Raw genomic sequence first — 20,535 nt, 5'->3', positions numbered from 1 at the left:
GATATGACAAGGAAGCTGAATACGACTGATTGTGTAGCTCTACACCTGCCAAGTGCAGGTTGGAGTATTGGCCGCAAGGTACTGGATCACCTCTTCAAGGGTGTCTATGTCAGGAACATTGTTCACTAACGCTTGCGAACTGCACCATGGGTAATCCAGATGCGATACCCACTCCATGATGCAGTGCAGATCAGTCGCCGGCAGGGTTTTCATGTGCTCAATGGTGATTGTGAGCCTCTCGACAAGCCCCGACTCGGGGCTGAACTGCCACTCATACAGACCGCAACCGATCCGGACTTCGCCGCCGCTCTTGTCGGACATGCCGACCAGCCATTTGCACTGGAATGTTTTGGCCTCTGGTTCCGGTGGGAGTCCCAGGCAAAAGGTATAGACGTTTTCGAAGGTCTGGCCGAATCGCCTGACCAGCACATCGCCAATCGGTCCAAGGCCTTCAACGTGGGGTGGAAACGAGATAGATCCGGTGTGCACGACCATGTCCAGGATCGCGTCTGGCGCAAAGGCCTGGGGTAACAAATGTGGGCGGTTACCGTCCTTGGCTTTTATGTACTGTCGAATCGATTGTTGAGCAGTGTTCATTGTTTTTCCGTGGCATCCCTATCAGGTTGAAAACAGTCTAATCCAAGGCTCACATTACTATTCCACGCGAGCCCGCGCTCATTTACAAAGCGCTATTCCACACATCCGTTACCAGCATGCAGCCGGGGGCGTGGGTGATGCACAGCGGCGGACGTGAAGTTTGCACCACCGATTGCGGGGTCACACCGCAGGCCCAGAATACCGGGATTTCGTCGGCTTCGACTGGAACGGCATCGCCGTAGTCCGGGCAGCTGAGTGAATCGATGCCGATCAGCGCCGGATCACCGATGTGCACCGGTGCGCCGTGGACGTTGGGCATGCGTGCGGTGATCTGGATCGCCTGGATCGCCGCGGCGGCCTTCAACGGGCGCATGCTCACCACCAGCTTGCCGCTCAGGCGCGCGGTAGGGCGGGTGTCTATGTTCGTCCGGTACATGGCGACATTGCGCCCCAGATCGATGTGCCTGAGGGCGATGCCGGCATCCAGCAGCGGTTGTTCGAAGGAGAACGAGCAACCGATGGCGAAGGCCACCAGATCGTCCTGCCACAAATGCTCGATATCCGACGGTTCTTCGCTCAGTTCGCCATGGCGATAGACCCTGTATCGGGACACCTCGTGGCGGATATCAATGGCTGTACCGAGATTGCGAAAATACGGATCACCCGGTTCGGTAACGTCGAGCACCGGGCAAGCCTGCCGATTGAGCGTGCAATACCGGAGAAACTCGTTAGCCCAATCATTGGGCAGAATCACGATATTGGCTTGCACCCGACCTTGGGCCAGGCCGCTGGTGTGGCCCTGATATTGTCCGGCAGCGATGCATTGGCGCAGAGCCAGCGGAACGCTGTGCTTCAGTTGTTCGAAAGACAGGATGGGTTGGCTCATCACGGCATCTCTTCAGGTTCGATGAGCCTTTTTAGAAAACCATGACGATGGCGTCCAACAAGGAATGTTGTTACCCCCGGACAACTAAAAGTTATTCAAGAGTCCGTCGGTTGTTGAGAGCGGGTGCCGGAACCATTCGAAGCGGGCCGACATCCGCAGCGTATTGGGACACTACCTGGCGGCTCATGTCGACGATGCTCTCGATCAATTCCAGGCCGACGCCGGCGCGCCATGAAGCCACGACATCCAGCTGCGGCAAGCGAGTGCCTGGTTCCAGCTGAATCAGCTCGCCGCTGGCCAAGGGCTTGGCCACCAGCGCGGCCGGCAAGGCGCCAATACCGAAGCCGTCACGAATCAGCCGGGTCATGGCCGACACCGAGTTGACGCAACTGACGCGTGGCGTACTGATGCCGTGGGCGTGCAGCAGGTTGAGTACATCCTGATGCGGCCGGGAGTTCTTAACGAAGGTGATGATGCGCTCACTGGCCATTTCGGCCAAAGAGGTATAGGGGCGGGCATAGATTGAGTTACTGGCGGCGATCCAGTGCATGGGGTAGTGCGCCAGTTCGAGGTTGCGCACACTTTCGTGGCGGATCAGGTCCGTCTGGAACACGATGTCCAGATAGCCCTTTTGCAACTGATCGCACAGATTACGTGCGGCGTCGGCCGTGATCTCGATTTCCACGGCGGGGAAGGTCTGCATCAAGGTCGACATCAACGGGCTGAGCCAGGTGTGGATCACCGTATCCATCACACCGATGCGCACCAGGCCTTGTTGCGGGTTGGTGTTATCCAGTGAGTGTTTCAACGCTCGCTGAACCTCGAGCATCTGCTCGGCGTAGTCGAGCACCTTGAGACCTTCGAGCGTTAGCGACACACCGCGCGAATCGCGCACGAACAAACGCAGGCCCAACTCTTCTTCCAGCGAGGCAATCCGGCTGGAGATAGCCGCCTGAGTGCTGAACATTTTCTCTGCGGTAAGGCTGAAGCTTTGCAGGCGTGCGACCCAGACGAAGGTTTCGAGAAATTTGAGGTTCATGGCGGTTCTCGTGGTGGGGCGTTCACTGTTTTTCCACAGAGAACCGTGGTGGGGGTGCAGTAATTGTTACTCCAGAGTTCGTCGCCGGGGGTATCAAATTTTCTTATGTATAACCTCGTTTTTTTCCCGTTTGACGCAGTTTGGCCTTGGCGCGAAGAATCCGCTCCACGACGCAGCCACTGCGTCTGCCCCCCACGACAACGCCTTCACAAAAAAATAATGAGGCGTGTCCGTCATCTTCGCTTGCTGCCGCAGGAACTCCCATGGAAAAGACCATGACTGACCACGTGCTTTCAGGTTCGGGCCGCACCGGCCCGTTCAGTTGGTACGGCCCCCTGTCGAAAAATGAAAAGCGTACCTTCTGGAGTTGCAAGATCGGCTATGCCCTGGATGGCATGGACACACAGATGCTGAGTTTCGTCATTCCGACCCTGATCGCAACCTGGGGCATTTCCAAGGGCGATGCCGGGATGATTGGTACTTGTACGCTGCTGGCCTCGGCGGCGGGTGGCTGGATCGCCGGAATACTGTCCGACCGCATCGGTCGGGTGCGCACCTTGCAACTGACGGTGCTGTGGTTCGCCTTCTTCACTTTCCTCTGCGGACTGGCACAGAACTACGAGCAATTGCTGGTGGCCCGGACTTTGATGGGCTTTGGTTTCGGCGGTGAATGGACAGCGGGTGCGGTGCTGATCGGCGAGGTGATCCGCTCCCAGGATCGCGGCAAGGCAGTGGGCATGGTGCAGGCCGGATGGGCGCTGGGGTGGGGGCTTACGGCATTGCTCTATGCCGGATTATTCAGCTTTCTGCCGCCGGAAGAGGCCTGGCGGGCGTTGTTCATGATCGGGTTGGTGCCAGCGCTATTCGTATTGGTGATCCGCCGACTGGTCAAAGAGTCGGACACCTTCGAGCAGGCCTGCATTGAGCGCAAGGCCAAGCCTGAAAAGGATTCGCGTTGGGCCTTCTTTGAAATCTTCGCGCCCCGGATGCTCAGTACCACCTTGCGCGCTTCGTTGCTGACCACTGGCGCGCTGGGCGGTTATTACGCGATCACCACATGGTTGCCGACTTACCTGAAAACCGAGCGCGGCTTGAGTGTACTCGGCACTGGCGGCTATCTGGCGATGGTGATCGTCGGCTCCTACATCGGCTATGTGACCAGTGCATTACTGACCGATGCCATTGGCCGGAAGAAGAACTTCATCCTGTTTGCCGTCGGCTCCATGGCGATCGTTCTGGCCTACACCCAACTGCCCATCGACAACACCTGGATGCTTTGGCTGGGCTTTCCGTTGGGGTTTTTCGCCTCGGGCATTTTTGCTGGCATGGGCGCTTTTCTGACCGAGTTGTTTCCGACTCGCATGCGCGGTTCGGGCCAGGGCTTTTGCTATAACGCCGGGCGTTCCATTGCGGCGCTGTTTCCGTTGTTCATCGGTGCGCTGAGCGAAACGTTGCCGATTGGTACGGGGATCGGAATCTTCGCTGCCGGTGCCTATGGCGTGGTGATTCTGGCCGCGTTAAGCCTGCCGGAAACCCGCGGTCGGCAACTCGAATCCTGAACCCCGACACGTCTGGGCAGCTCTGCCCAGACGTCGCTGATCCATTGCTAATCGACAAACATCGGCCGCGATCGCAACGCCCCCGAGAGGGCTCGCTCGCGTCCGTAACAGGAGCAGGCATGAACTATTCGCTTTCCACCCAACGGTTGTACCTCCCGGTCGGCACATTGCTCGGCTTGAGCTTGCTCGGCGCACCGGCCGCTCAGGCGGATTTCATTGCCGACAGTAAAGGCAGCCTGGAAGCACGCAACTTTTACTTCAATCGCGATTTCCGCCAGGACGGTTCGCGAGACAAAGCCGAGGAATGGGCACAGGGCTTTCTGTTGCGGATGGAGTCCGGGTATACCGCTGGCACGCTGGGGTTTGGTCTGGATGCGCTGGGCATGGCCGGTTTTAAACTGGACTCCGGCGGCGGCACGGCGGGCACCAATCTCTTGCCGCCGGATTTGTCGGGCGGCTCGCAAGATCGCTATGGCGAGTTTGGCCTGACCGCCAAAGTGCGTTTGTCCAAGAGCACCCTGAAGCTCGGGACGTTGCAGATCAAGGATCCGGTGGTGAATTCCAACGACACTCGCCTGTTGCCGTCAACTTTCAAGGGCGGCTTGGTCAATGTGCAGGAAATCGACCGTTTGAAGCTCACGGCAGGTCAACTCGCGCAGATCAACTTTGTTGATTCCACTGACTACCAGGACATGACGGCCAATCGCATCGGCGGGCAAAGCGACAAGTTCCAGTTCGCCGGGGCTGACTATCAATTCTTGCCGAACCTGACAGCGCAGTACCGCTACGGCAAGCTGGAAAATATCTACCAGCAAAACTACCTCGGATTGGTGCACCTGCTGGATCTGGGAGCCGGTCAGTCGCTCAAGAGCGATGTGCGCTATGCGCGCAGCATCGAAGATGGCAACTTTCGTGACCTCGACAACCAGGCGCTCGGTGCGATGTTTACCTACAGTCTCGGCGGCCACGCGCTGGGCTTCGGCTACCAGCGCATGAGCGGCGACGATCCGTTTCCGTACATCGGACGCAGTGATCCGTACTTGGTCAACTTCGTGCAGATCAATGACTTCGCCAACGTTGACGAACACTCCTGGCAAACGCGCTATGACTATAACTTCGCCACATTGGGTGTGCCGGGGTTGAGCTTTATGACCCGCTACATCTCGGGGGATAACGTACAGCGCAGTGCTGCGGGTGAAGGCAAGGAATGGGAGCGCGACACCGATATCGCTTACGTGGTGCAGGACGGTACGTTGAAAGGCCTGGGCTTTAAATGGCGCAACGCGTCGGTACGTTCGAACTTTGGCAATGATCTGGACGAGAATCGCTTGATCGTCAGCTATACCCTGGCGCTTTGGTAAGTGTCTCGGTTATCGAACAGAAAATGATATCGACGGCCCGCCAGTCAAGCTGAGCGGGCCGTTTGTTTTACATCGACAGAATCAACCGGCCAGCGAACAGAATCAGGATCACCCCCATGGTTCGTTCGAACCAGTGCCCCATGCGCATGAACAGCAATCGCACCCGGGCGCTGGAAAAAAACAGCGCCACGATCACAAACCACAAGGCATTCACGAAACACATCCACAGCCCGTACAGCGCCTGAATCTGCAGCGGCGTCGTGGCGCTGATGATGGTCGTGAAGATCGCCAGGAAAAACAGCGTGGCCTTGGGGTTGGTGGCGTTGGTCAGAAACCCCGTGCTGAAGGCCTTGAACAAGGTCTGTCGTTCAGCTGACGCTTCTGCACCCTTGTCGCCTTCAATTGCCGATTTTGGTTTGCTGCGTATCAAGCTCACGCCGAGGTACAAAATGTAGGCGCCCCCCACAACCTTGGCCACCGTCAACAACCAGGGCGTGGTGTGCATCAGCGCGCCGACGCCGAGCAAGGTGTAAAGCACATGCACGGAAATGCCCGCGCCGATGCCCAGCGCCGTGCAAATCCCCACTAAGCGGCCGAAACGTACGCTTTGGCGGATGGTCACGGCGAAGTCCGGTCCGGGAGCAACCACGGCCAGAAAGTGGATCGTTGCCAGCGCCAGAAACTCGCCCAGGTAATTCGAAAACATCTCAGCTCCAGAAAGTCAGGGGTGAAGCATTGCCGCGATAGCCGACAAAGAAGGAAAGGCTCAATCGCGGGTCGTCCACACCCGGTGTCACCGAGTGCATGCAGCGCGAATTGAACATGATGAAATCACCTGGCTCAGGACGAATTTCCAGGGTCGGAGGGCCGAGCAAGGCCGGGTCGATGCCGTAACTGTCGCCACGCATTTCGTCGAACTGGTCCGGGGAAATGTCGTGATCCCACATCTGCAACGCGCCGCCCTCGGTCGGCATGTTCAAGTAAACATTGCAGGCGAACTGCGCTTCCAGGCTTTTGGCCTGGAAGCTGTCGGGGGCATCCTTGGCGAAAATGTCGTGATGGGCGAGGAAGCACACCCCGGGTTTAACGACCCGGGACAACCCCACATACATCTTGCGGCCGTAGAGATTTTCCAGATGCGCCCCCGCCGGCCAGGACTCGTCGAGCATGCAGCGCAACGTATCGACAGGAGAGGAGTAGGGCGCACAACGGCTGCGCAATTCGGCGATATTGCTGGTGGCGCGCTCGAAGTAATCCTCGATCAGCAGCGGCTGGTTTTCCGCTTCATAAAACGCCATGCCAATGCGACCGATGCTCGGCGCGTTGATGTAGCCTTCGAAGCCGGGGGCGAGGATCTTGTCGCCAATCTGGATCGCCAGCGGCCCAGACAACAAGCCTTTGACGCGAATGGCGAGGACTTCTTCGTTGGCCAGTTTTTGTATGCACGTCTCATCGAGACGCTCGACGTCAAGCATCATGTTTTTAGGTCCATCTATCGATAGTCAACAGAACCCGCGAATGCAGGTTCCCCCGGCGTCAGGCTATGACGGGGCCGACATCGCCCAAATGCTCAATCCACGCTGTAGTGGACTGACAGCGTTCCCTTTTTTTGTGAAAGGGAAGCGATCGTGACCGTGCCCAAATCCTTCAGGCTCCGTACATGGGTGCCGCCGCAGCCGTAGGCGGGCAGTTCACCGAAACCGATTTCCCGGGCGCCTTCGCGCAACGACGTCAGGCGCGGCAGGTCATGGGCGATCCATTGCTTGATGCCGTGTTGAATCGTCTGGGCATCGACCTCCTGCGCGCTTTCAGCCGGCTTGAACTGGACACGTCCTTCATCCGGCCAGTGATGAGCCTTGATCGGCATCCAGCCCATCGCCTGGACGAAGTGACCAATCAGGTGACCCGCCGAATGCATGCGCGTGTTGAACTGGCGTCGTTGCTCGTCGACCCGAATCTGGATCATGCCGAGTTTTACCGGGTGGTCGACGAAGTGGATGATCCGGTCCGGGTCCTGAACCACGCGCAGCACCTGGCTTTCGCCGATCCAGCCGGTATCCCAGGGTTGCCCGCCGCCTTGGGGATGAAACAATGTGGCGCGCAGTACCACAGCGAATTCGTTCTCCTGGGGTGTGCATTCCAGGACTTCCACGTTGGCCTTGAGCTCATCATTATGGAAGAAGAGGCGAAGCGTCATATTCCATGCTCTTATTAAAGTTTCTATTTTTATTATATGAACCGTGGAATTGCGTGATAATCCGTTCAATCATCAAAGGACTGTTGCGCTGTGAGCATAAATCTTCCCCTGCCGCTGCTCGGTGAAATGGCGATTTTCGTCAAGGTTGTCGAGACTGGCAGTTTCTCCGAAGCGGCGCGTCAATTGGGCTCTTCACCCTCGGCGGTGAGTCGCAGCATTTCGCGGCTGGAGAAGGCGCTCGCCACGCGGCTGCTGCAACGAACCACGCGTAAGCTGCGCCTGAGCGACGGTGGTGAAGAGGTGTTCAAGCGTTGCCAGGAGATGGTCAGCGCAGCGAAGTCAGTGATGGAAATCAGCGGTCAGTTCACCCATGAAGTGGAAGGGCTGGTGCGCGTCAGCGTGCCCAAAGCTGTCGGGCGATTCGTGATTCATCCGCACATGCCGGAATTTCTGCGACGCTATCCCAAAGTGAATGTGGAGTTGTTGCTCGAGGACCGTCAGGTGGATCTGATCGACGACAACGTCGATCTGGCGATCCGTATTACCGACCGACCGCCTGCAGGGCTGGTGGGGCGGCAGTTGCTGACCATCGATCATTTGCTCTGCGCAACGCCGCAGTACCTGGCCGAACACGGCACCCCGACTCATCCCCATGATTTGCTTAACCACAGCTGCATCTATCTGGGCGAAACTCCGAGCGATGCACGCTGGAAATTCAAGAAAGGCAGCAAAGCCGTGACCGTCGGCGTACGCGGACGTTATGCCGCCAATCACACGGGCGTGCGACTGGGCGCGGTATTGCAACACATCGGAATCGGCAGCTTGCCGTACTTCACCGCCCGTTATGCGCTGGAACAAGGGCTGATCGTGCAGGTACTGCCGGACTGGACTTTTCTGGCCTCCTACCACGGAGGCGCCTGGCTGCTGCATTCGCCAACCCGCTATCTACCGCCCAAGTTACGGGTGCTTATCGACTATCTGGTGGAATGTCTGGAGAAGGAGCCAACCTTGAGCAGGCCGGGCAAGCCAGGTGCATTGGGCAAGGTCGCGGCGGAGTATGAATTACCCGAGAGTGATGGGTTGCTCTGACGGGCCTCTTCGCGGGCAAGCCTCGCTCCTACAGGTTTATGTCGTTCGCGCCATAACGTATGACACCAACCTGTAGGAGCGAGGCTTGCCCGCGAAGACTAACTTCGAACCACCACATCACTCGGCAATGCCACAAAAAAAGGCCCGCATGTTCAACCATGCGGGCCTTTTGCATTACTGACTGTGGGATCAGTGCTTGCTGTCCTGGTTCGACATCGCCAGCAGCTGTTTTTCCTGATTCCAGTCGAACGGTTCGTCGTTCTGTTCGGCTTCGAAGCGGCGCTCTTCCAGCGCCTGGTACAAGTCGATTTCTTCGTCGGACAGGTAGTGCAGGCAGTCGCCGGCGAAGTACCACAGCAGATCCCGTGGAATCAGGTGGGCGATTTGCGGATAACGGGAAATGACCTGCGTCAGGATGTCCTGGCCCAGGTACTGGCTTTCGATCGGCTCGATCGGCAGTGACGCCAGCAGTTCGTCGAAGCGCTCCAGGAACAAGGCATGGCTTTCTTCGGGAACCTGTTCGGCCTCACCTACGGCGACCAGGATGCTGCGCAGGTGGTCGAGCAAGACGAGATGATCGGCAACGACATTGGACACGAGATAAGTCCTCAAGAGCAAAACGGGCGCGGGAGTATAAAGCTCCTGCGCCCCTTTTCACATATTAAAGAGCCCCATGCAAGACACACGGTCCGCCGGATCAGCGGACCTTGCCTTTGGCCAATACCAGCTCCTTTGGGTCGAAATCATCGACATCGATCACCTTGCGTCGCGCCACTTCCGCTTCACGCAAGCTTTGGGCCTCAACCGGTTGCAAGACGCCAGCCTCCAGGGCGGCATCGATGGCAGTTTCTCCGACAGTGGGTTTGACCTGGCGACTTTTCAGCGCCGTATTGAGTTTTTTCTGTAGCGGCTTGGCGGTGTTCAGCAAATCGCAAGCGTGCTGCAGGGCGCCGACCGAATCCTCTGGCGATTGCGGGCGATAGCAGCCCCCCAGTAACTCTTCAAGCGTTGGATCGCCCTTGGGACGGCCGATGACGGCTGCGACGTTGGACGCCAGTCTGTCCGACGGGCCCCTGTGGCGACGACCGAACGGGAACACCATCACCCGCAGCAGGCATCCGAGTACCTTGTTCGGGAAGTTGGTCAGCAGTTCGTCCAGCGCACGTTCGGACTGGCCGAGGCTCTCTTCCATGGCCCAGGCGAACAGCGGGTGCATATGCTCGGGCGAATCGAGATCGTGATAACGCTTGAGTGCGCCGGAGGCCAGATACAGGTAGCTGAGTACATCGCCCAGACGTGCGGACAGCCGTTCGCGACGTTTCAAATCACCGCCCAGCAGCATCATGCTCAGGTCTGCAAGCAGGGCAAATGCCGCGGCCTGACGGTTGAGGGCGCGGAAATAGCCTTGGCTGAGCTTGTCCCCGGGCATGTGTTCGAAATGCCCGAACCCGAGGTTCAGCACCAGGGTGCTGGCGGCGTTGCACACGGCAAAACCAATGTGGTCGAGCAGCAGTGCATCGAACTCGACCAGTGCCTGTTGTTTGTCTTCGCGATGGGCGAGGGCCATTTCCTTGAGCACGAACGGATGGCAGCGAATAGCGCCCTGGCCGAAGATCATCAAGTTGCGTGTCAGGATGTTCGCACCTTCGACCGTGACGGAAATGGGTGCACCTTGCCAGCTACGCGCCAGGTAGTTGTTCGGGCCCATGATGATGGCCCTGCCGCCGTGAACATCCATGGCGTGGCTGATGCATTCGCGGCCGCGTTCGGAGAGGTGGTATTTGATAATCGCCGAGGGTACCGACGGCTTTTCGCCGAGGTCGACCGCGTTCGCGGTGAGCATCCGTGCGCTGTCCATCAGCCAGGTGCTGCCGGCGATCCGCGCCAGTGCTTCCTGAATCCCTTCGAAGGCGGACAGCGGTGCGTTGAATTGTTCGCGAACCTGCGCGTATTGGCCCGTCACGAGGCTGGTGAACTTACCCGCAGCGGTACCGATGGCAGGCAGCGAAATGGAACGCCCGACTGACAGGCAATTCATCAGCATCATCCAGCCTTCACCGAGCATCTCCTGACCGCCGATGATGAATTCCAGTGGTACGAACACATCCTTGCCGGAGTTCGGGCCGTTCATGAATGAGGCGCCCAGCGGCAGGTGACGGCGACCGATTTCTACACCGGGGGTCTGGGTTGGAATCAAGGCGAGGCTGATCCCCAGGTCGACTTTGTCGCCTAGCAGATGGTCCGGGTCATAAGCCTTGAAGGCCAGGCCGATCAAGGTCGCCACCGGGCCGAGGGTGATGTAGCGTTTTTCCCAGTTAAGGCGCAGGCCGAGGGTTTCCTTGCCTTCCCATTCACCTTTGCAGATCACTCCGGTGTCGGTCATCCCGCCGACGTTGGAGCCCGCCATCGGACCCGTCAGGGCAAAGCAGGGAATATCGTCGCCGCGTGCCAGCCGTGGCAGGTAATGATTGCGTTGTTCGTCGGTGCCGTAATGCAGCAGCAGTTCCGCCGGGCCGAGGGAATTGGGCACCATGACGGTCGAGGCCAGGTCGCCGCTGCGGGTGGCCAGTTTCATCGCCACTTGGGAGTGGGCATAGGCCGAGAAGCCTTTACCGCCGTACTCTTTGGGGATGATCAGGGCAAAAAAGCCATGTTGTTTAATGTGATCCCAAGCCTTGGGCGGCAGATCCATCAACTGGCTGATCTGCCAATCGCTGACCATGGCACAGAGCTCTTCGGTCGGGCCATCGATGAAGGCTTGCTCCTCTTCGCTCAGCTGCGCTTTTGGATAGGCCAGCAGCTTGTTCCAGTCCGGGCGGCCGCTGAACAGCTCGCCGTCCCACCAGACCGTGCCGGCTTCAATGGCTTCACGTTCGGTTTGTGACATCGGTGGCAGGTTTTTTTGAAACCAGCCGAATATTGGCGCAGTGAAGAGTTTTCGGCGCAGATCCGGCAGCAACAGGAAAGCGGTCACGACCGCGAGCATCACCCAGAAAATCAGCAGGAGCCAGACGGGGGCATGGCTGAAGATGCCCATCGCCAGAAGATAGGCGGCAATGATGCCCAAGGCGGGCAGAGCCGCAGTGCGGCGATGTGCCAGGTAGGCAATCCCGACCACCAGAACCAGTATCCACAACAGCAACATATTCAATTCTCCATGAAGCCAGGGGCAAAACCACTTTCAGAGCTTAGACGGCATCCATAAAAGTGGGGGGTAGAGCATGAGTCTGAGTGTGTAGGAAGCAACGGCTGAAATTCGTCAGCTATTTCGAAGGTGGGGCGGTTGAACGCTTAGGTAAATAGGGCAGCAAGCGCTGACATTTGGCCGAAACGTCGTTATCTCTGTGCTGAAGCTGTCGCTAGACTCGTGTCTTCCCCCAGGAGATTGTTCCCATGCACGCATGTCTGAGCCCCGGCCGCTTCATCGATAGTGACCACCCCTCGGTGGTGGAGTTCGCCGAAAAACATCGTGGCGCCGGGCGCGATCCACTGGAACAGGCAATCAATCTCTATTACGCGGTGCGCGAGGCCGTGCGCTACAACCCTTACACCTTCAGTCGCGATCCAGAGACCTTGCGCGGCAGCTATGCGCTGGCGGCGGGGGAGAGTTATTGCGTGCCCAAGGCCACGCTGCTGGCAGGTGCAGCCCGGCATTGCGGGATCCCGGCGCGTATCGGTCTGGCGGATGTGCGTAATCACCTGTCGACGCCGCGTCTACTCGAGTTGCTCAAAAGCGATGTATTTGCCATGCACGGTTATACCGAGTTGTATCTGAACGATCGTTGGGTCAAAGCCACCCCAGCGTTCAATCAACAACTCTGCGAACTGTTCAATGTCGCGCCGCTGGAGTTCGATGGGATCAACGACAGCGTGTTCCACCCCTTCAATCGTGACGGTGAGCAGTTGATGGAGTACTTGATCGATCACGGCCAGTTCACCGATGTGCCTGAAGCGTTCTTTTTCGAACACCTGGAAAAGTGCTATCCGCACCTGTTCAGCGAGCAACTGCCGGTGCTGCTGGGTGACATGCAGAGCGATTTGAGTCGCGCCTGATCCGGCGTATGCTGCCTGCGCATTCATCCAAAAAGGGGCGGTCATGCTGAAGATCTGGGGTCGGAAAAATTCGTCGAATGTCAGGAAGCCGTTATGGGCCGCCGAAGAACTGGGCCTGACCTATGAAGCCATCGACGCCGGCGGGGCCTTTGGCGTGGTCGACACGCCTGAGTACCGCGCGATGAATCCCAACGGCCGTGTGCCGGTGATTGAAGACGACGGTTTTGTGCTGTGGGAATCCAACACCATCGTCCGTTATCTGATGGCCCGGCATGCCAGTGGTACTGCCTGGTACCCGACAGACCTGCAGGCCCGCGCCTCTGCCGAAAAGTGGATGGACTGGACCACCTCAAGTTTTGCCACCCCGTTCCGCACGGTGTTCTGGGGCGTATTGCGCACCCCGGAAGACCAGCAGGACTGGCCGGCCATCAAGGCTGCGATCAAGGAATGCGACGGTCTGCTGTCGATGGCCGATCAAGCGTTGGCGGCCAAACCGTACCTGTCCGGCGATGAAATCGGCATGGGCGACATTCCCCTGGGCAGTTTCATTTATGCCTGGTTCGAGATGCCGATCGAGCGTGCGCCGCAGCCTCATCTGCAGGCCTGGTACGAGCGCCTGAAACAGCGTCCGGCATATCGCAAAGCCGTCATGACCGCGTTGACTTAATACTCACTATCGACACGCTTGACTGTACTTGTGCGGCAGCGACAAGCACCATTGCGCTCGTGCGCCGCGGTTGCATTGCTCGCCGCCCGCCCTTATTTATTCCTTTCTTCCCTTCTTGGTGCGTAAATCCGATATGAGTTCCGCTCTGTCCATCCGGCAGCTAACCAAAACCTACGGCAACGGTTTCCAGGCCTTGAGTGGTATCGATCTGGACGTCGCCGAAGGTGACTTTTTCGCCTTGCTCGGCCCCAACGGCGCCGGCAAATCCACGACCATCGGCATTCTCTCGACCCTGGTAAACAAGACCAGCGGCACCGTGAACATCTTCGGTCACGACCTGGACAAGAATCCTGCGCAACTCAAGCGCTCCATCGGCGTGGTGCCTCAGGAATTCAACTTCAACCAGTTCGAAAAAACCTTCGACATTGTCGTGACCCAGGCCGGTTACTACGGCATTCCGCCGAAAATCGCCAAGGAACGTGCCGAGCAGTACCTGACCCAATTGGGCCTGTGGGACAAGCGCGATGTGCCGTCGCGCTCCCTGTCCGGCGGCATGAAGCGCCGACTGATGATCGCCCGTGCGCTGGTTCACGAACCGCGCCTGCTGATCCTCGACGAACCGACGGCGGGGGTAGACATCGAATTGCGTCGCTCGATGTGGACCTTCCTCACCGAACTGAACAAAAAAGGCATCACCATCATCCTCACCACCCACTATCTGGAAGAGGCTGAGCAGTTGTGCCGCAACATCGGCATCATCGACCACGGCACCATTGTCGAGAACACCAGCATGAAACAGTTGCTCAGCCAACTGCATGTCGAAACCTTCCTGCTGGATATGAAGAACACGTTGCAAGTAGCCCCACAGTTGCTCGGCTACCCAACCAAACTGATCGACAGCCATACCCTGGAAGTTCAGGTCGACAAGGCCATGGGCATTACCGCGCTGTTCACCCAATTGGCGCAGCAGAACATCGAAGTGTTGAGCCTGCGTAACAAAACCAATCGCCTCGAGGAGTTGTTCGTGTCCCTGGTGGAGAAGAATCTGTCGAAGGTGGCGGTATGAGTTCCGAGCTGCAACCTAACCTCGTTGCCCTCAATACCATCGTCTACCGTGAGGTCAAGCGCTTCACCCGGATCTGGCCGCAGACGCTGCTGCCGCCGGCCATCACCATGGTTCTGTACTTCGTGATCTTCGGCAATCTGATTGGCCGGCAGATCGGTGACATGGGTGGTTTCACCTACATGGAGTACATCGTGCCGGGGCTGATCATGATGTCGGTGATCACCAACTCCTACGGCAACGTGGTGTCGAGCTTTTTTGGCAGCAAGTTCCAGCGTTCCATCGAAGAATTGATGGTGTCGCCGGTGTCACCGCATACGATTCTGATCGGCTATACCCTGGGTGGCGTGCTGCGCGGGTTGATGGTCGGGATCATCGTGACCCTGCTGTCGCTGTTTTTCACTCATTTACAGGTGCATCACTTGGGCGTGACCGTTCTGGTGGTGGTGCTGACGGCGACGATCTTCTCGCTGCTGGGTTTCATCAACGCGGTATTTGCGCGCAACTTCGATGATATTTCGATCATCCCGACATTCGTGCTGACGCCGTTGACGTACCTGGGCGGGGTGTTCTACTCGATCAGTTTGTTGCCACCATTCTGGCAGACCGTGTCGCTGGCCAACCCGGTGTTGCACATGGTCAACGCTTTCCGTTACGGCATCCTCGGTGTGTCGGATATCAAGATCAGCGTGGCGATCGCCTTCATGCTCATTGCGACCGTTGTGCTGTATATCGGTTGTGCGCGGTTGCTGGTGAGTGGTCGCGGGATGCGTACCTAAGGAAGACCGAGTCGCCTGCTTCGCGAGCAAGCCCGCTCCCACAGTGAATTTGAGTTGGCCACATTATTTGTGAACGACACAGATCCCTGTGGGAGCGGGCTTGCCCGCGATGACGTCAGCCCAGACACCGCAAAAAAAACGGCCTCCGCATTGGAGGCCGTTTTGCTTACTCACATTCGACTTTGCTTACGCCGCTTCCACTGCCGCCCAACCCACCAGCGCCAGTACATCATGGTCAGGCAATAAGCGAGGGCGCCCAGCACCAGCCCCGTCACCACCGAACCAAGCAAAAACGGCTGCCACAGCGTCGAGAGTTCGCCGCTGATCCATTCCCAGGTCAACTCATCCGGCAGGCTGCGGGCGGGAACATCCATCAACCAGGCACCGGTCTGGTAAGTGCAGAAGAACACCGCCGGCATGGTGATCGGGTTGGTCAGCCAGACCAGGCTGACGGCAATCGGCATGTTGCCGCGCACCACAATCGCAAGGATGGCCGCCAACAGCATCTGCAACGGGATGGGCAGGAACGCCGCGAACAAACCGACCGCCATGGCCCGTGCGACGGAGTGGCGATTGAGGTGCCAGAGGTTCGGGTCATGCAGCAGGGTGCCGAGAAAGCGTAAGGATTTGTGTTCCCTGATGCTGGTCGGATCTGGCATGTAACGTTTGAATAAGCGCCGGGGCATAAGGCTTCTCGGTCGGTTCAGGCGGCAAGTATGTCTGGATTCTACGAACCGCCCATTCAGACTTTGTGACAATTGATAACGACAGACGTGCGGCGGACCGGCTAAGCCTAGGGAGGGGACTCTCAAGGACGGGCTTATGCGCACAGGGATGATGGCGCTGGCGTTGGGTCTGCTGGCCCTGCGCTTTTTACCGGTATTACCGCCGGCGGGGTGGTGGCTGTTGCTGCCGACAGTGGGATTGATGTTGCTGCCGTTTCGCACCTTTCCCCTGGCATTTTTGTTGTTCGGTTTGAGTTGGGCGGGCGCCAATGCACAGTGGGCGCTGAATGATCGCCTGGCGCTGAATCTTGATGGCGAGACTCGCTGGGTCGAAGGTCGTGTGACCGGGTTACCGCAACAGGCCGAGAATGTGGTGCGTTTTGAACTGACGGACAGTCAGTCGCGTCGCACCAGACTGCCTCGGCACCTGCGCCTGGCCTGGTATGGCGGGCCGCCCGTCAACGGCGGCGAGCGTTGGCGACTGGCCGTGAAATTGAAGCGTCCCGTCGGGTTGCTCAATCCGCATGCGTTCGATTACGACGCCTGGTTACTGGCCCGGCACATCGGCGCCACCGGCACCGTCAAAGATGGCCAGCGACTGATGGAAGCGCAGTGGGCCTGGCGTGACAGCATCCGTCAGCGTTTGCAGGCCGTGGATGCCCAAGGGCGAACGGGGGCGCTGACGGCGTTGGTGCTGGGGGATGGCGCCGGGTTGAGTCGTGAGGACTGGCAGGTGCTGCAAGACACCGGCACCGTGCATCTATTGGTGATTTCCGGGCAGCACATCGGTTTGCTGGCGGGAGTGGTGTATCTGTTGATTGCCGGGTTGGCGCGTTACGGCTTATGGCCCAAGCGTTTGCCGTGGCTGCCATGGGCGTGCGGACTGGCGTTCGCGGCGGCGCTCGGTTATGGGCTGCTGGCCGGCTTCGAAGTGCCGGTGCGGCGGGCCTGCCTGATGATCGGTCTGGTGCTGTTGTGGCGACTACGGTTTCGTCACCTCGGCGCATGGTGGCCGCTGTTGCTGGCGCTTGACGGTGTTTTGCTGCTGGACCCGTTGGCGAGCCTGCAACCGGGTTTCTGGTTGTCCTTTGCGGCGGTAGCGGTGCTGATTTTCACTTTTGGCGGACGATTGGGGGCGTGGCGCTGGTGGCAAACCTGGACTCGCGCCCAATGGCTGATCGCGATCGGTCTGTGCCCGCTGCTGTTGGTGCTGGGGTTGCCGATCAGTCTCAGCGGGCCGCTGGCCAATTTGCTGGCGGTGCCCTGGATCAGTCTGGTGGTCCTGCCGCCGGCCTTGCTCGGGACACTGTTGTTGCCCGTTCCTTATGTGGGCGAAGGATTGCTATGGTTGGCCGGCGGTCTGATCGACCTTCTGTTCAAGGGGTTGGCGTTGATAGCCGGGCAATTGCCTGCGTGGGTGCCGGTGGCGGTCCCGTTGTGGGTATGGGCGCTCGGCATGTTGGGAGCCTTTCTGCTGTTATTGCCGCAAGGCGTGCCGTTGCGCCCGTTGGGTTGGCCGATGTTGCTGTTACTGGTTTTTCCGCCCCGGCACACATTGCCTGAAGGCATGGCCGAGGTCTGGCAGTTGGATGTCGGTCAGGGTTTGGCAATCCTGGTGCGTACCCGCCATCACACCTTGCTGTATGACGCCGGGCCACGGTTCGGCGATATCGACCTGGGTGAGCGGGTGGTGCTGCCGTCATTGCGCAAACTGGGGGTGAACGGCCTCGATCTGATGCTGATCAGCCATGCCGATGCCGATCACGCCGGCGGTGCGCGTGCAATTGCCAATGGAATACCGGTGAAGCAAGTACTGAGTGGCGATCACTTGGGCTTGCCAGACGAATTGCACGCCGAGGGCTGCGAGAGCGGTCAGCAATGGACTTGGGACGGGGTGAAGTTTCAACTCTGGCAGTGGCCGTCTGCCAGCGACAGCAATCAGAAATCCTGCGTGTTGCAGATCGAGGCCAACGGCGAGCGATTGCTGCTGACCGGTGACATCGATGCCGCAGCCGAACGGGCGCTGCTCGACGGTCCATTGGCGGTGCCGACGGATTGGTTGCAGGCCCCGCACCATGGCAGTCGCAGTTCGTCTTCGATGGCATTGCTCAGCGCCTTGCAACCTAAAGCGGTGTTGATCTCCCGTGGTAACGGCAATTCTTTCGGTCATCCCCATCCCACAATCGTGGCGCGGTATCAAAAGCGCGGTGTGGTGATCTATGACAGCGCCGAACAAGGTGCCATTCGTCTGCAACTGGGACGCTTCAAGCCGCCGTGGACGATGCTTCAAGAACGGCGCTTCTGGCGCGGTCCGCCACCCTCCAGCCAGTAACCCGAACTATTGAAGCCCGACCGGATGCGACATCGCGGTCTTCGGTGCGTCCACCCCCTATGTTAGAGTGGCGCACTTTTCGAGGGGACTGTCACTGTGTGGGAATTGGTCAAATCCGGCGGCTGGATGATGCTGCCGATCATTCTGAGTTCCATCGCCGCCATGGCGATCGTCGCCGAGCGTCTGTGGACCCTGCGTGCCAGCCGCGTGACCCCGGAGCATTTGCTCGGGCAAGTCTGGGTCTGGATCAAGGACAAACAACTCAATAAAGAAAAACTCAAGGAACTGCGCGCCAACTCTCCGTTGGGCGAGATCCTGGCCGCCGGTCTGGCGAACTCCAGGCATGGTCGCGAGATCATGAAAGAGTGCATCGAAGAGGCCGCAGCGCGGGTGATTCATGAGCTCGAGCGCTACATCAACGCCCTCGGCACCATCGCCGCCATGGCCCCATTGTTGGGGCTGCTGGGTACGGTGCTGGGCATGATCGATATTTTCAGTGCGTTCATGGGCACGGGCATGGGCACCAATGCCGCCGTATTGGCCGGTGGTATTTCCAAAGCGCTGATCACCACCGCCGCCGGTCTGATGGTCGGTATCCCGGCCGTGTTCTTCCACCGTTTCCTGCAACGCCGGATCGATGAACTGGTGGTGGGCATGGAGCAGGAAGCGATCAAGCTGGTCGAGGTAGTGCAGGGTGACCGCGACGTGGATCTGGCTGAGGGTAAAGCGTGAAATTCCGTCGTAAACCACGGGAAACGATAGACATCAACCTCGCGTCGTTGATCGACGTGGTGTTTATCCTGCTGCTGTTTTTCGTTGTGACCACCACCTTCACCCGTGAAACCCAGTTGCGCGTCGACCTGCCGGAAGCGGTCAGCGGTTCCCCGGCCGAGGACCAGCAGGCCAAGCAACTGGACATCGCCATCAGCGCCGAAGGTGCGTTCTCCGTGAACAACCAGTTGTTGCCGAAGAATGACCTGACCAGCCTGATGGAAGCGCTGCAGAAAGAATCCAATGGCGACACCAACTTGCCATTGTCCATCAGCGCCGATGGCAAGACCCCCCATCAGTCCGTCATCACTGCGATGGACGCTGCCGGCAAGCTCGGCTTCAGTCACTTGCGCATGACCACTGTCGAGGCGGCGCCGGCGTCCTGATGGCCATGTCCGATCGATTGCTCGCTGCGTGGTACGAAGGCCATCCGGCGCTGAAGCTGTTGCAGCCTCTGGAATGGCTGTATCGGCGCGTGGTCACCGGCAAGCGCGAGCGCTTTTTGGCCGGCGAGGGCGAGATCTACCAACCGCCGGTGCCGTTGATTGTGGTCGGCAACATCACGGTCGGCGGTACCGGCAAGACGCCGCTGATTCTGTGGATGATCGAGCATTGCCAGCGCAGCGGGCTGCGGGTCGGCGTGGTCAGCCGTGGTTACGGCGCCAAACCTGCGCAATTGCCGTGGCGGGTCAAGGCGGATCAAAGCGCGGACGTGGCGGGTGATGAACCGTTATTGATCGTCCAGCGCACCGGCGTGCCGCTGATGATCGACCCGGACCGCAGCAGTGCAGTCAAAGCCTTGCTGGCGAGTGAGCCGCTGGACCTGATCCTCTCTGACGACGGCATGCAGCATTATCGGCTGGCCCGGCACCTGGAACTGGTGCTGATCGATGCCGCCCGGGGGCTGGGCAACCAGCGTTGCCTGCCGGCCGGGCCGTTGCGCGAACCGATCGAGCGTCTGCAAAGCGTCGATGCGGTGCTTTATAACGGCGCCGCGGCCGACCGCATCGACGGTTTTGCCTTCCAGCTGCAACCCACCGCGCTGGTCAATCTGCAAAGCGGCGAACGCCGGCCTCTCGACCACTTCCCCGCAGGCCAGGCCCTTCACGCCGTCGCCGGGATTGGCAATCCCCAGCGTTTCTTCACGACCCTCGAAACGCTACACTGGCGGCCAGTGCCGCATGCATTTGCCGACCACGCGGAGTACAGCGTGCAGGCCTTGAATTTCACACCGTCATTGCCAGTGGTGATGACGGAAAAGGACGCGGTGAAGTGCCGTGCCTTCGCCGCAGCCGATTGGTGGTACCTGGCGGTCGATGCTGCGCCATCGCCGGCCTTCGTGGCCTGGTTCGATACGCAGCTGATACGCCTGTTGCCGGCTCGTCTTTTGCCTTAACTCCGTTTCTATCCAGGGAAT

At 59.0% G+C, this 20,535-nt stretch carries 20 protein-coding genes; 11 read left to right on the top strand and 9 right to left on the bottom strand.

Annotated features, from left to right (window positions below):
- Positions 1 to 39 precede the first annotated feature (39 nt).
- The 3 genes from AB3226_RS07285 to AB3226_RS07275 all read right to left on the bottom strand — a co-directional run bounded on the left by AB3226_RS07285 (position 40) and on the right by AB3226_RS07275 (position 2,522).
- On the bottom strand, positions 40 to 597 hold the full coding sequence (locus AB3226_RS07285) for a hypothetical protein (protein ID WP_367372577.1): 558 nt from the start codon (positions 595 to 597) through the stop codon (positions 40 to 42).
- A gap of 82 nt (positions 598 to 679) precedes the next feature.
- Positions 680 to 1,483 (bottom strand): putative hydro-lyase, encoded by an 804-nt coding sequence (locus AB3226_RS07280; protein WP_367372576.1) that lies wholly within the window; start codon positions 1,481 to 1,483, stop codon positions 680 to 682.
- 91 nt (positions 1,484 to 1,574) lie between these two features.
- Positions 1,575 to 2,522 carry a LysR family transcriptional regulator gene (locus tag AB3226_RS07275; protein WP_367372575.1) on the bottom strand — a complete coding sequence of 316 codons (948 nt, stop codon included), beginning with the start codon at positions 2,520 to 2,522 and terminating at the stop codon, positions 1,575 to 1,577.
- A 275-nt stretch (positions 2,523 to 2,797) separates the two neighbouring features.
- Here AB3226_RS07275 and AB3226_RS07270 point away from each other — a divergent pair, with 275 nt between their 5' ends.
- Both AB3226_RS07270 and AB3226_RS07265 read left to right on the top strand, forming a co-directional pair.
- A complete protein-coding gene (locus AB3226_RS07270; protein ID WP_367372574.1) occupies positions 2,798 to 4,081 on the top strand; it encodes an MFS transporter in 1,284 nt (427 codons plus the stop codon).
- Between the two features lie 119 nt (positions 4,082 to 4,200).
- A complete protein-coding gene (locus tag AB3226_RS07265; RefSeq protein WP_367372573.1) occupies positions 4,201 to 5,442 on the top strand; it encodes an OprD family porin in 1,242 nt (413 codons plus the stop codon).
- A gap of 67 nt (positions 5,443 to 5,509) precedes the next feature.
- Here AB3226_RS07265 and AB3226_RS07260 read toward each other — a convergent pair whose 3' ends face one another.
- From AB3226_RS07260 to AB3226_RS07250, 3 genes are all read right to left on the bottom strand, one after another.
- Positions 5,510 to 6,148: a LysE family translocator gene (locus tag AB3226_RS07260; protein WP_052964877.1), complete on the bottom strand. Its 639-nt coding sequence runs from the start codon at positions 6,146 to 6,148 to the stop codon at positions 5,510 to 5,512.
- 1 nt (position 6,149) lies between these two features.
- Positions 6,150 to 6,920, bottom strand: coding sequence for a 2OG-Fe(II) oxygenase (locus tag AB3226_RS07255; RefSeq protein WP_367372572.1), 771 nt, complete (start codon positions 6,918 to 6,920; stop codon positions 6,150 to 6,152).
- A gap of 92 nt (positions 6,921 to 7,012) precedes the next feature.
- Complete coding sequence (locus AB3226_RS07250; protein WP_367372571.1) at positions 7,013 to 7,639, bottom strand: alanyl-tRNA editing protein; 627 nt, start codon at positions 7,637 to 7,639, stop codon at positions 7,013 to 7,015.
- A 90-nt stretch (positions 7,640 to 7,729) separates the two neighbouring features.
- On the opposite strand from AB3226_RS07250, the gene AB3226_RS07245 reads away from it, so the two are divergent.
- Positions 7,730 to 8,728: a LysR substrate-binding domain-containing protein gene (locus AB3226_RS07245; RefSeq protein ID WP_367372570.1), complete on the top strand. Its 999-nt coding sequence runs from the start codon at positions 7,730 to 7,732 to the stop codon at positions 8,726 to 8,728.
- A 189-nt stretch (positions 8,729 to 8,917) separates the two neighbouring features.
- Here AB3226_RS07245 and AB3226_RS07240 read toward each other — a convergent pair whose 3' ends face one another.
- Both AB3226_RS07240 and AB3226_RS07235 read right to left on the bottom strand, forming a co-directional pair.
- A complete protein-coding gene (locus AB3226_RS07240) occupies positions 8,918 to 9,325 on the bottom strand; it encodes a PA2817 family protein (RefSeq protein ID WP_008012462.1) in 408 nt (135 codons plus the stop codon).
- A 100-nt stretch (positions 9,326 to 9,425) separates the two neighbouring features.
- Positions 9,426 to 11,873, bottom strand: coding sequence for an acyl-CoA dehydrogenase (locus AB3226_RS07235; protein WP_367372569.1), 2,448 nt, complete (start codon positions 11,871 to 11,873; stop codon positions 9,426 to 9,428).
- 248 nt (positions 11,874 to 12,121) lie between these two features.
- On the opposite strand from AB3226_RS07235, the gene AB3226_RS07230 reads away from it, so the two are divergent.
- From AB3226_RS07230 to AB3226_RS07215, 4 genes are all read left to right on the top strand, one after another.
- Positions 12,122 to 12,781 (top strand): transglutaminase family protein, encoded by a 660-nt coding sequence (locus tag AB3226_RS07230; protein ID WP_367372568.1) that lies wholly within the window; start codon positions 12,122 to 12,124, stop codon positions 12,779 to 12,781.
- A gap of 43 nt (positions 12,782 to 12,824) precedes the next feature.
- The gene (locus AB3226_RS07225) at positions 12,825 to 13,448 is read left to right on the top strand and encodes a glutathione S-transferase family protein (RefSeq protein ID WP_367372567.1); all 624 of its coding nucleotides are present in this window, start codon (positions 12,825 to 12,827) and stop codon (positions 13,446 to 13,448) included.
- 133 nt (positions 13,449 to 13,581) lie between these two features.
- The gene (locus tag AB3226_RS07220) at positions 13,582 to 14,514 is read left to right on the top strand and encodes an ABC transporter ATP-binding protein (protein ID WP_367372566.1); all 933 of its coding nucleotides are present in this window, start codon (positions 13,582 to 13,584) and stop codon (positions 14,512 to 14,514) included.
- Positions 14,511 to 15,290 (top strand): ABC transporter permease, encoded by a 780-nt coding sequence (locus AB3226_RS07215; protein ID WP_367372565.1) that lies wholly within the window; start codon positions 14,511 to 14,513, stop codon positions 15,288 to 15,290. Before AB3226_RS07220 ends, AB3226_RS07215 begins: the two co-directional genes overlap by 4 nt.
- Positions 15,291 to 15,460: 170 nt before the next feature.
- Here the strand turns inward: AB3226_RS07215 and AB3226_RS07210 are convergent, their stop codons facing one another.
- Positions 15,461 to 15,976, bottom strand: a complete 516-nt coding sequence (locus tag AB3226_RS07210) for a DUF2062 domain-containing protein (RefSeq protein WP_367372564.1) — start codon at positions 15,974 to 15,976, stop codon at positions 15,461 to 15,463.
- A gap of 136 nt (positions 15,977 to 16,112) precedes the next feature.
- Between AB3226_RS07210 and AB3226_RS07205 the strand changes: the two genes are divergently transcribed.
- The 4 genes from AB3226_RS07205 (at position 16,113) to lpxK (ending at position 20,514) form a co-directional block, all read left to right on the top strand.
- On the top strand, positions 16,113 to 18,347 hold the full coding sequence (locus AB3226_RS07205; RefSeq protein WP_367372563.1) for a DNA internalization-related competence protein ComEC/Rec2: 2,235 nt from the start codon (positions 16,113 to 16,115) through the stop codon (positions 18,345 to 18,347).
- A gap of 96 nt (positions 18,348 to 18,443) precedes the next feature.
- Positions 18,444 to 19,079 carry a MotA/TolQ/ExbB proton channel family protein gene (locus AB3226_RS07200; RefSeq protein WP_367372562.1) on the top strand — a complete coding sequence of 212 codons (636 nt, stop codon included), beginning with the start codon at positions 18,444 to 18,446 and terminating at the stop codon, positions 19,077 to 19,079.
- The gene (locus tag AB3226_RS07195; RefSeq protein WP_367372561.1) at positions 19,076 to 19,504 is read left to right on the top strand and encodes an ExbD/TolR family protein; all 429 of its coding nucleotides are present in this window, start codon (positions 19,076 to 19,078) and stop codon (positions 19,502 to 19,504) included. Before AB3226_RS07200 ends, AB3226_RS07195 begins: the two co-directional genes overlap by 4 nt.
- The gene (gene lpxK, locus AB3226_RS07190; RefSeq protein ID WP_367372560.1) at positions 19,504 to 20,514 is read left to right on the top strand and encodes a tetraacyldisaccharide 4'-kinase; all 1,011 of its coding nucleotides are present in this window, start codon (positions 19,504 to 19,506) and stop codon (positions 20,512 to 20,514) included. Before AB3226_RS07195 ends, lpxK begins: the two co-directional genes overlap by 1 nt.
- Positions 20,515 to 20,535: the final 21 nt, after the last annotated feature.

It is taken from the genome of Pseudomonas lini (assembly GCF_964063345.1).
In the GTDB taxonomy this organism is placed as follows: Bacteria; Pseudomonadota; Gammaproteobacteria; order Pseudomonadales; family Pseudomonadaceae; genus Aquipseudomonas; species Aquipseudomonas lini_B.
This window is presented reverse-complemented; position numbering and strand designations above follow the sequence as displayed.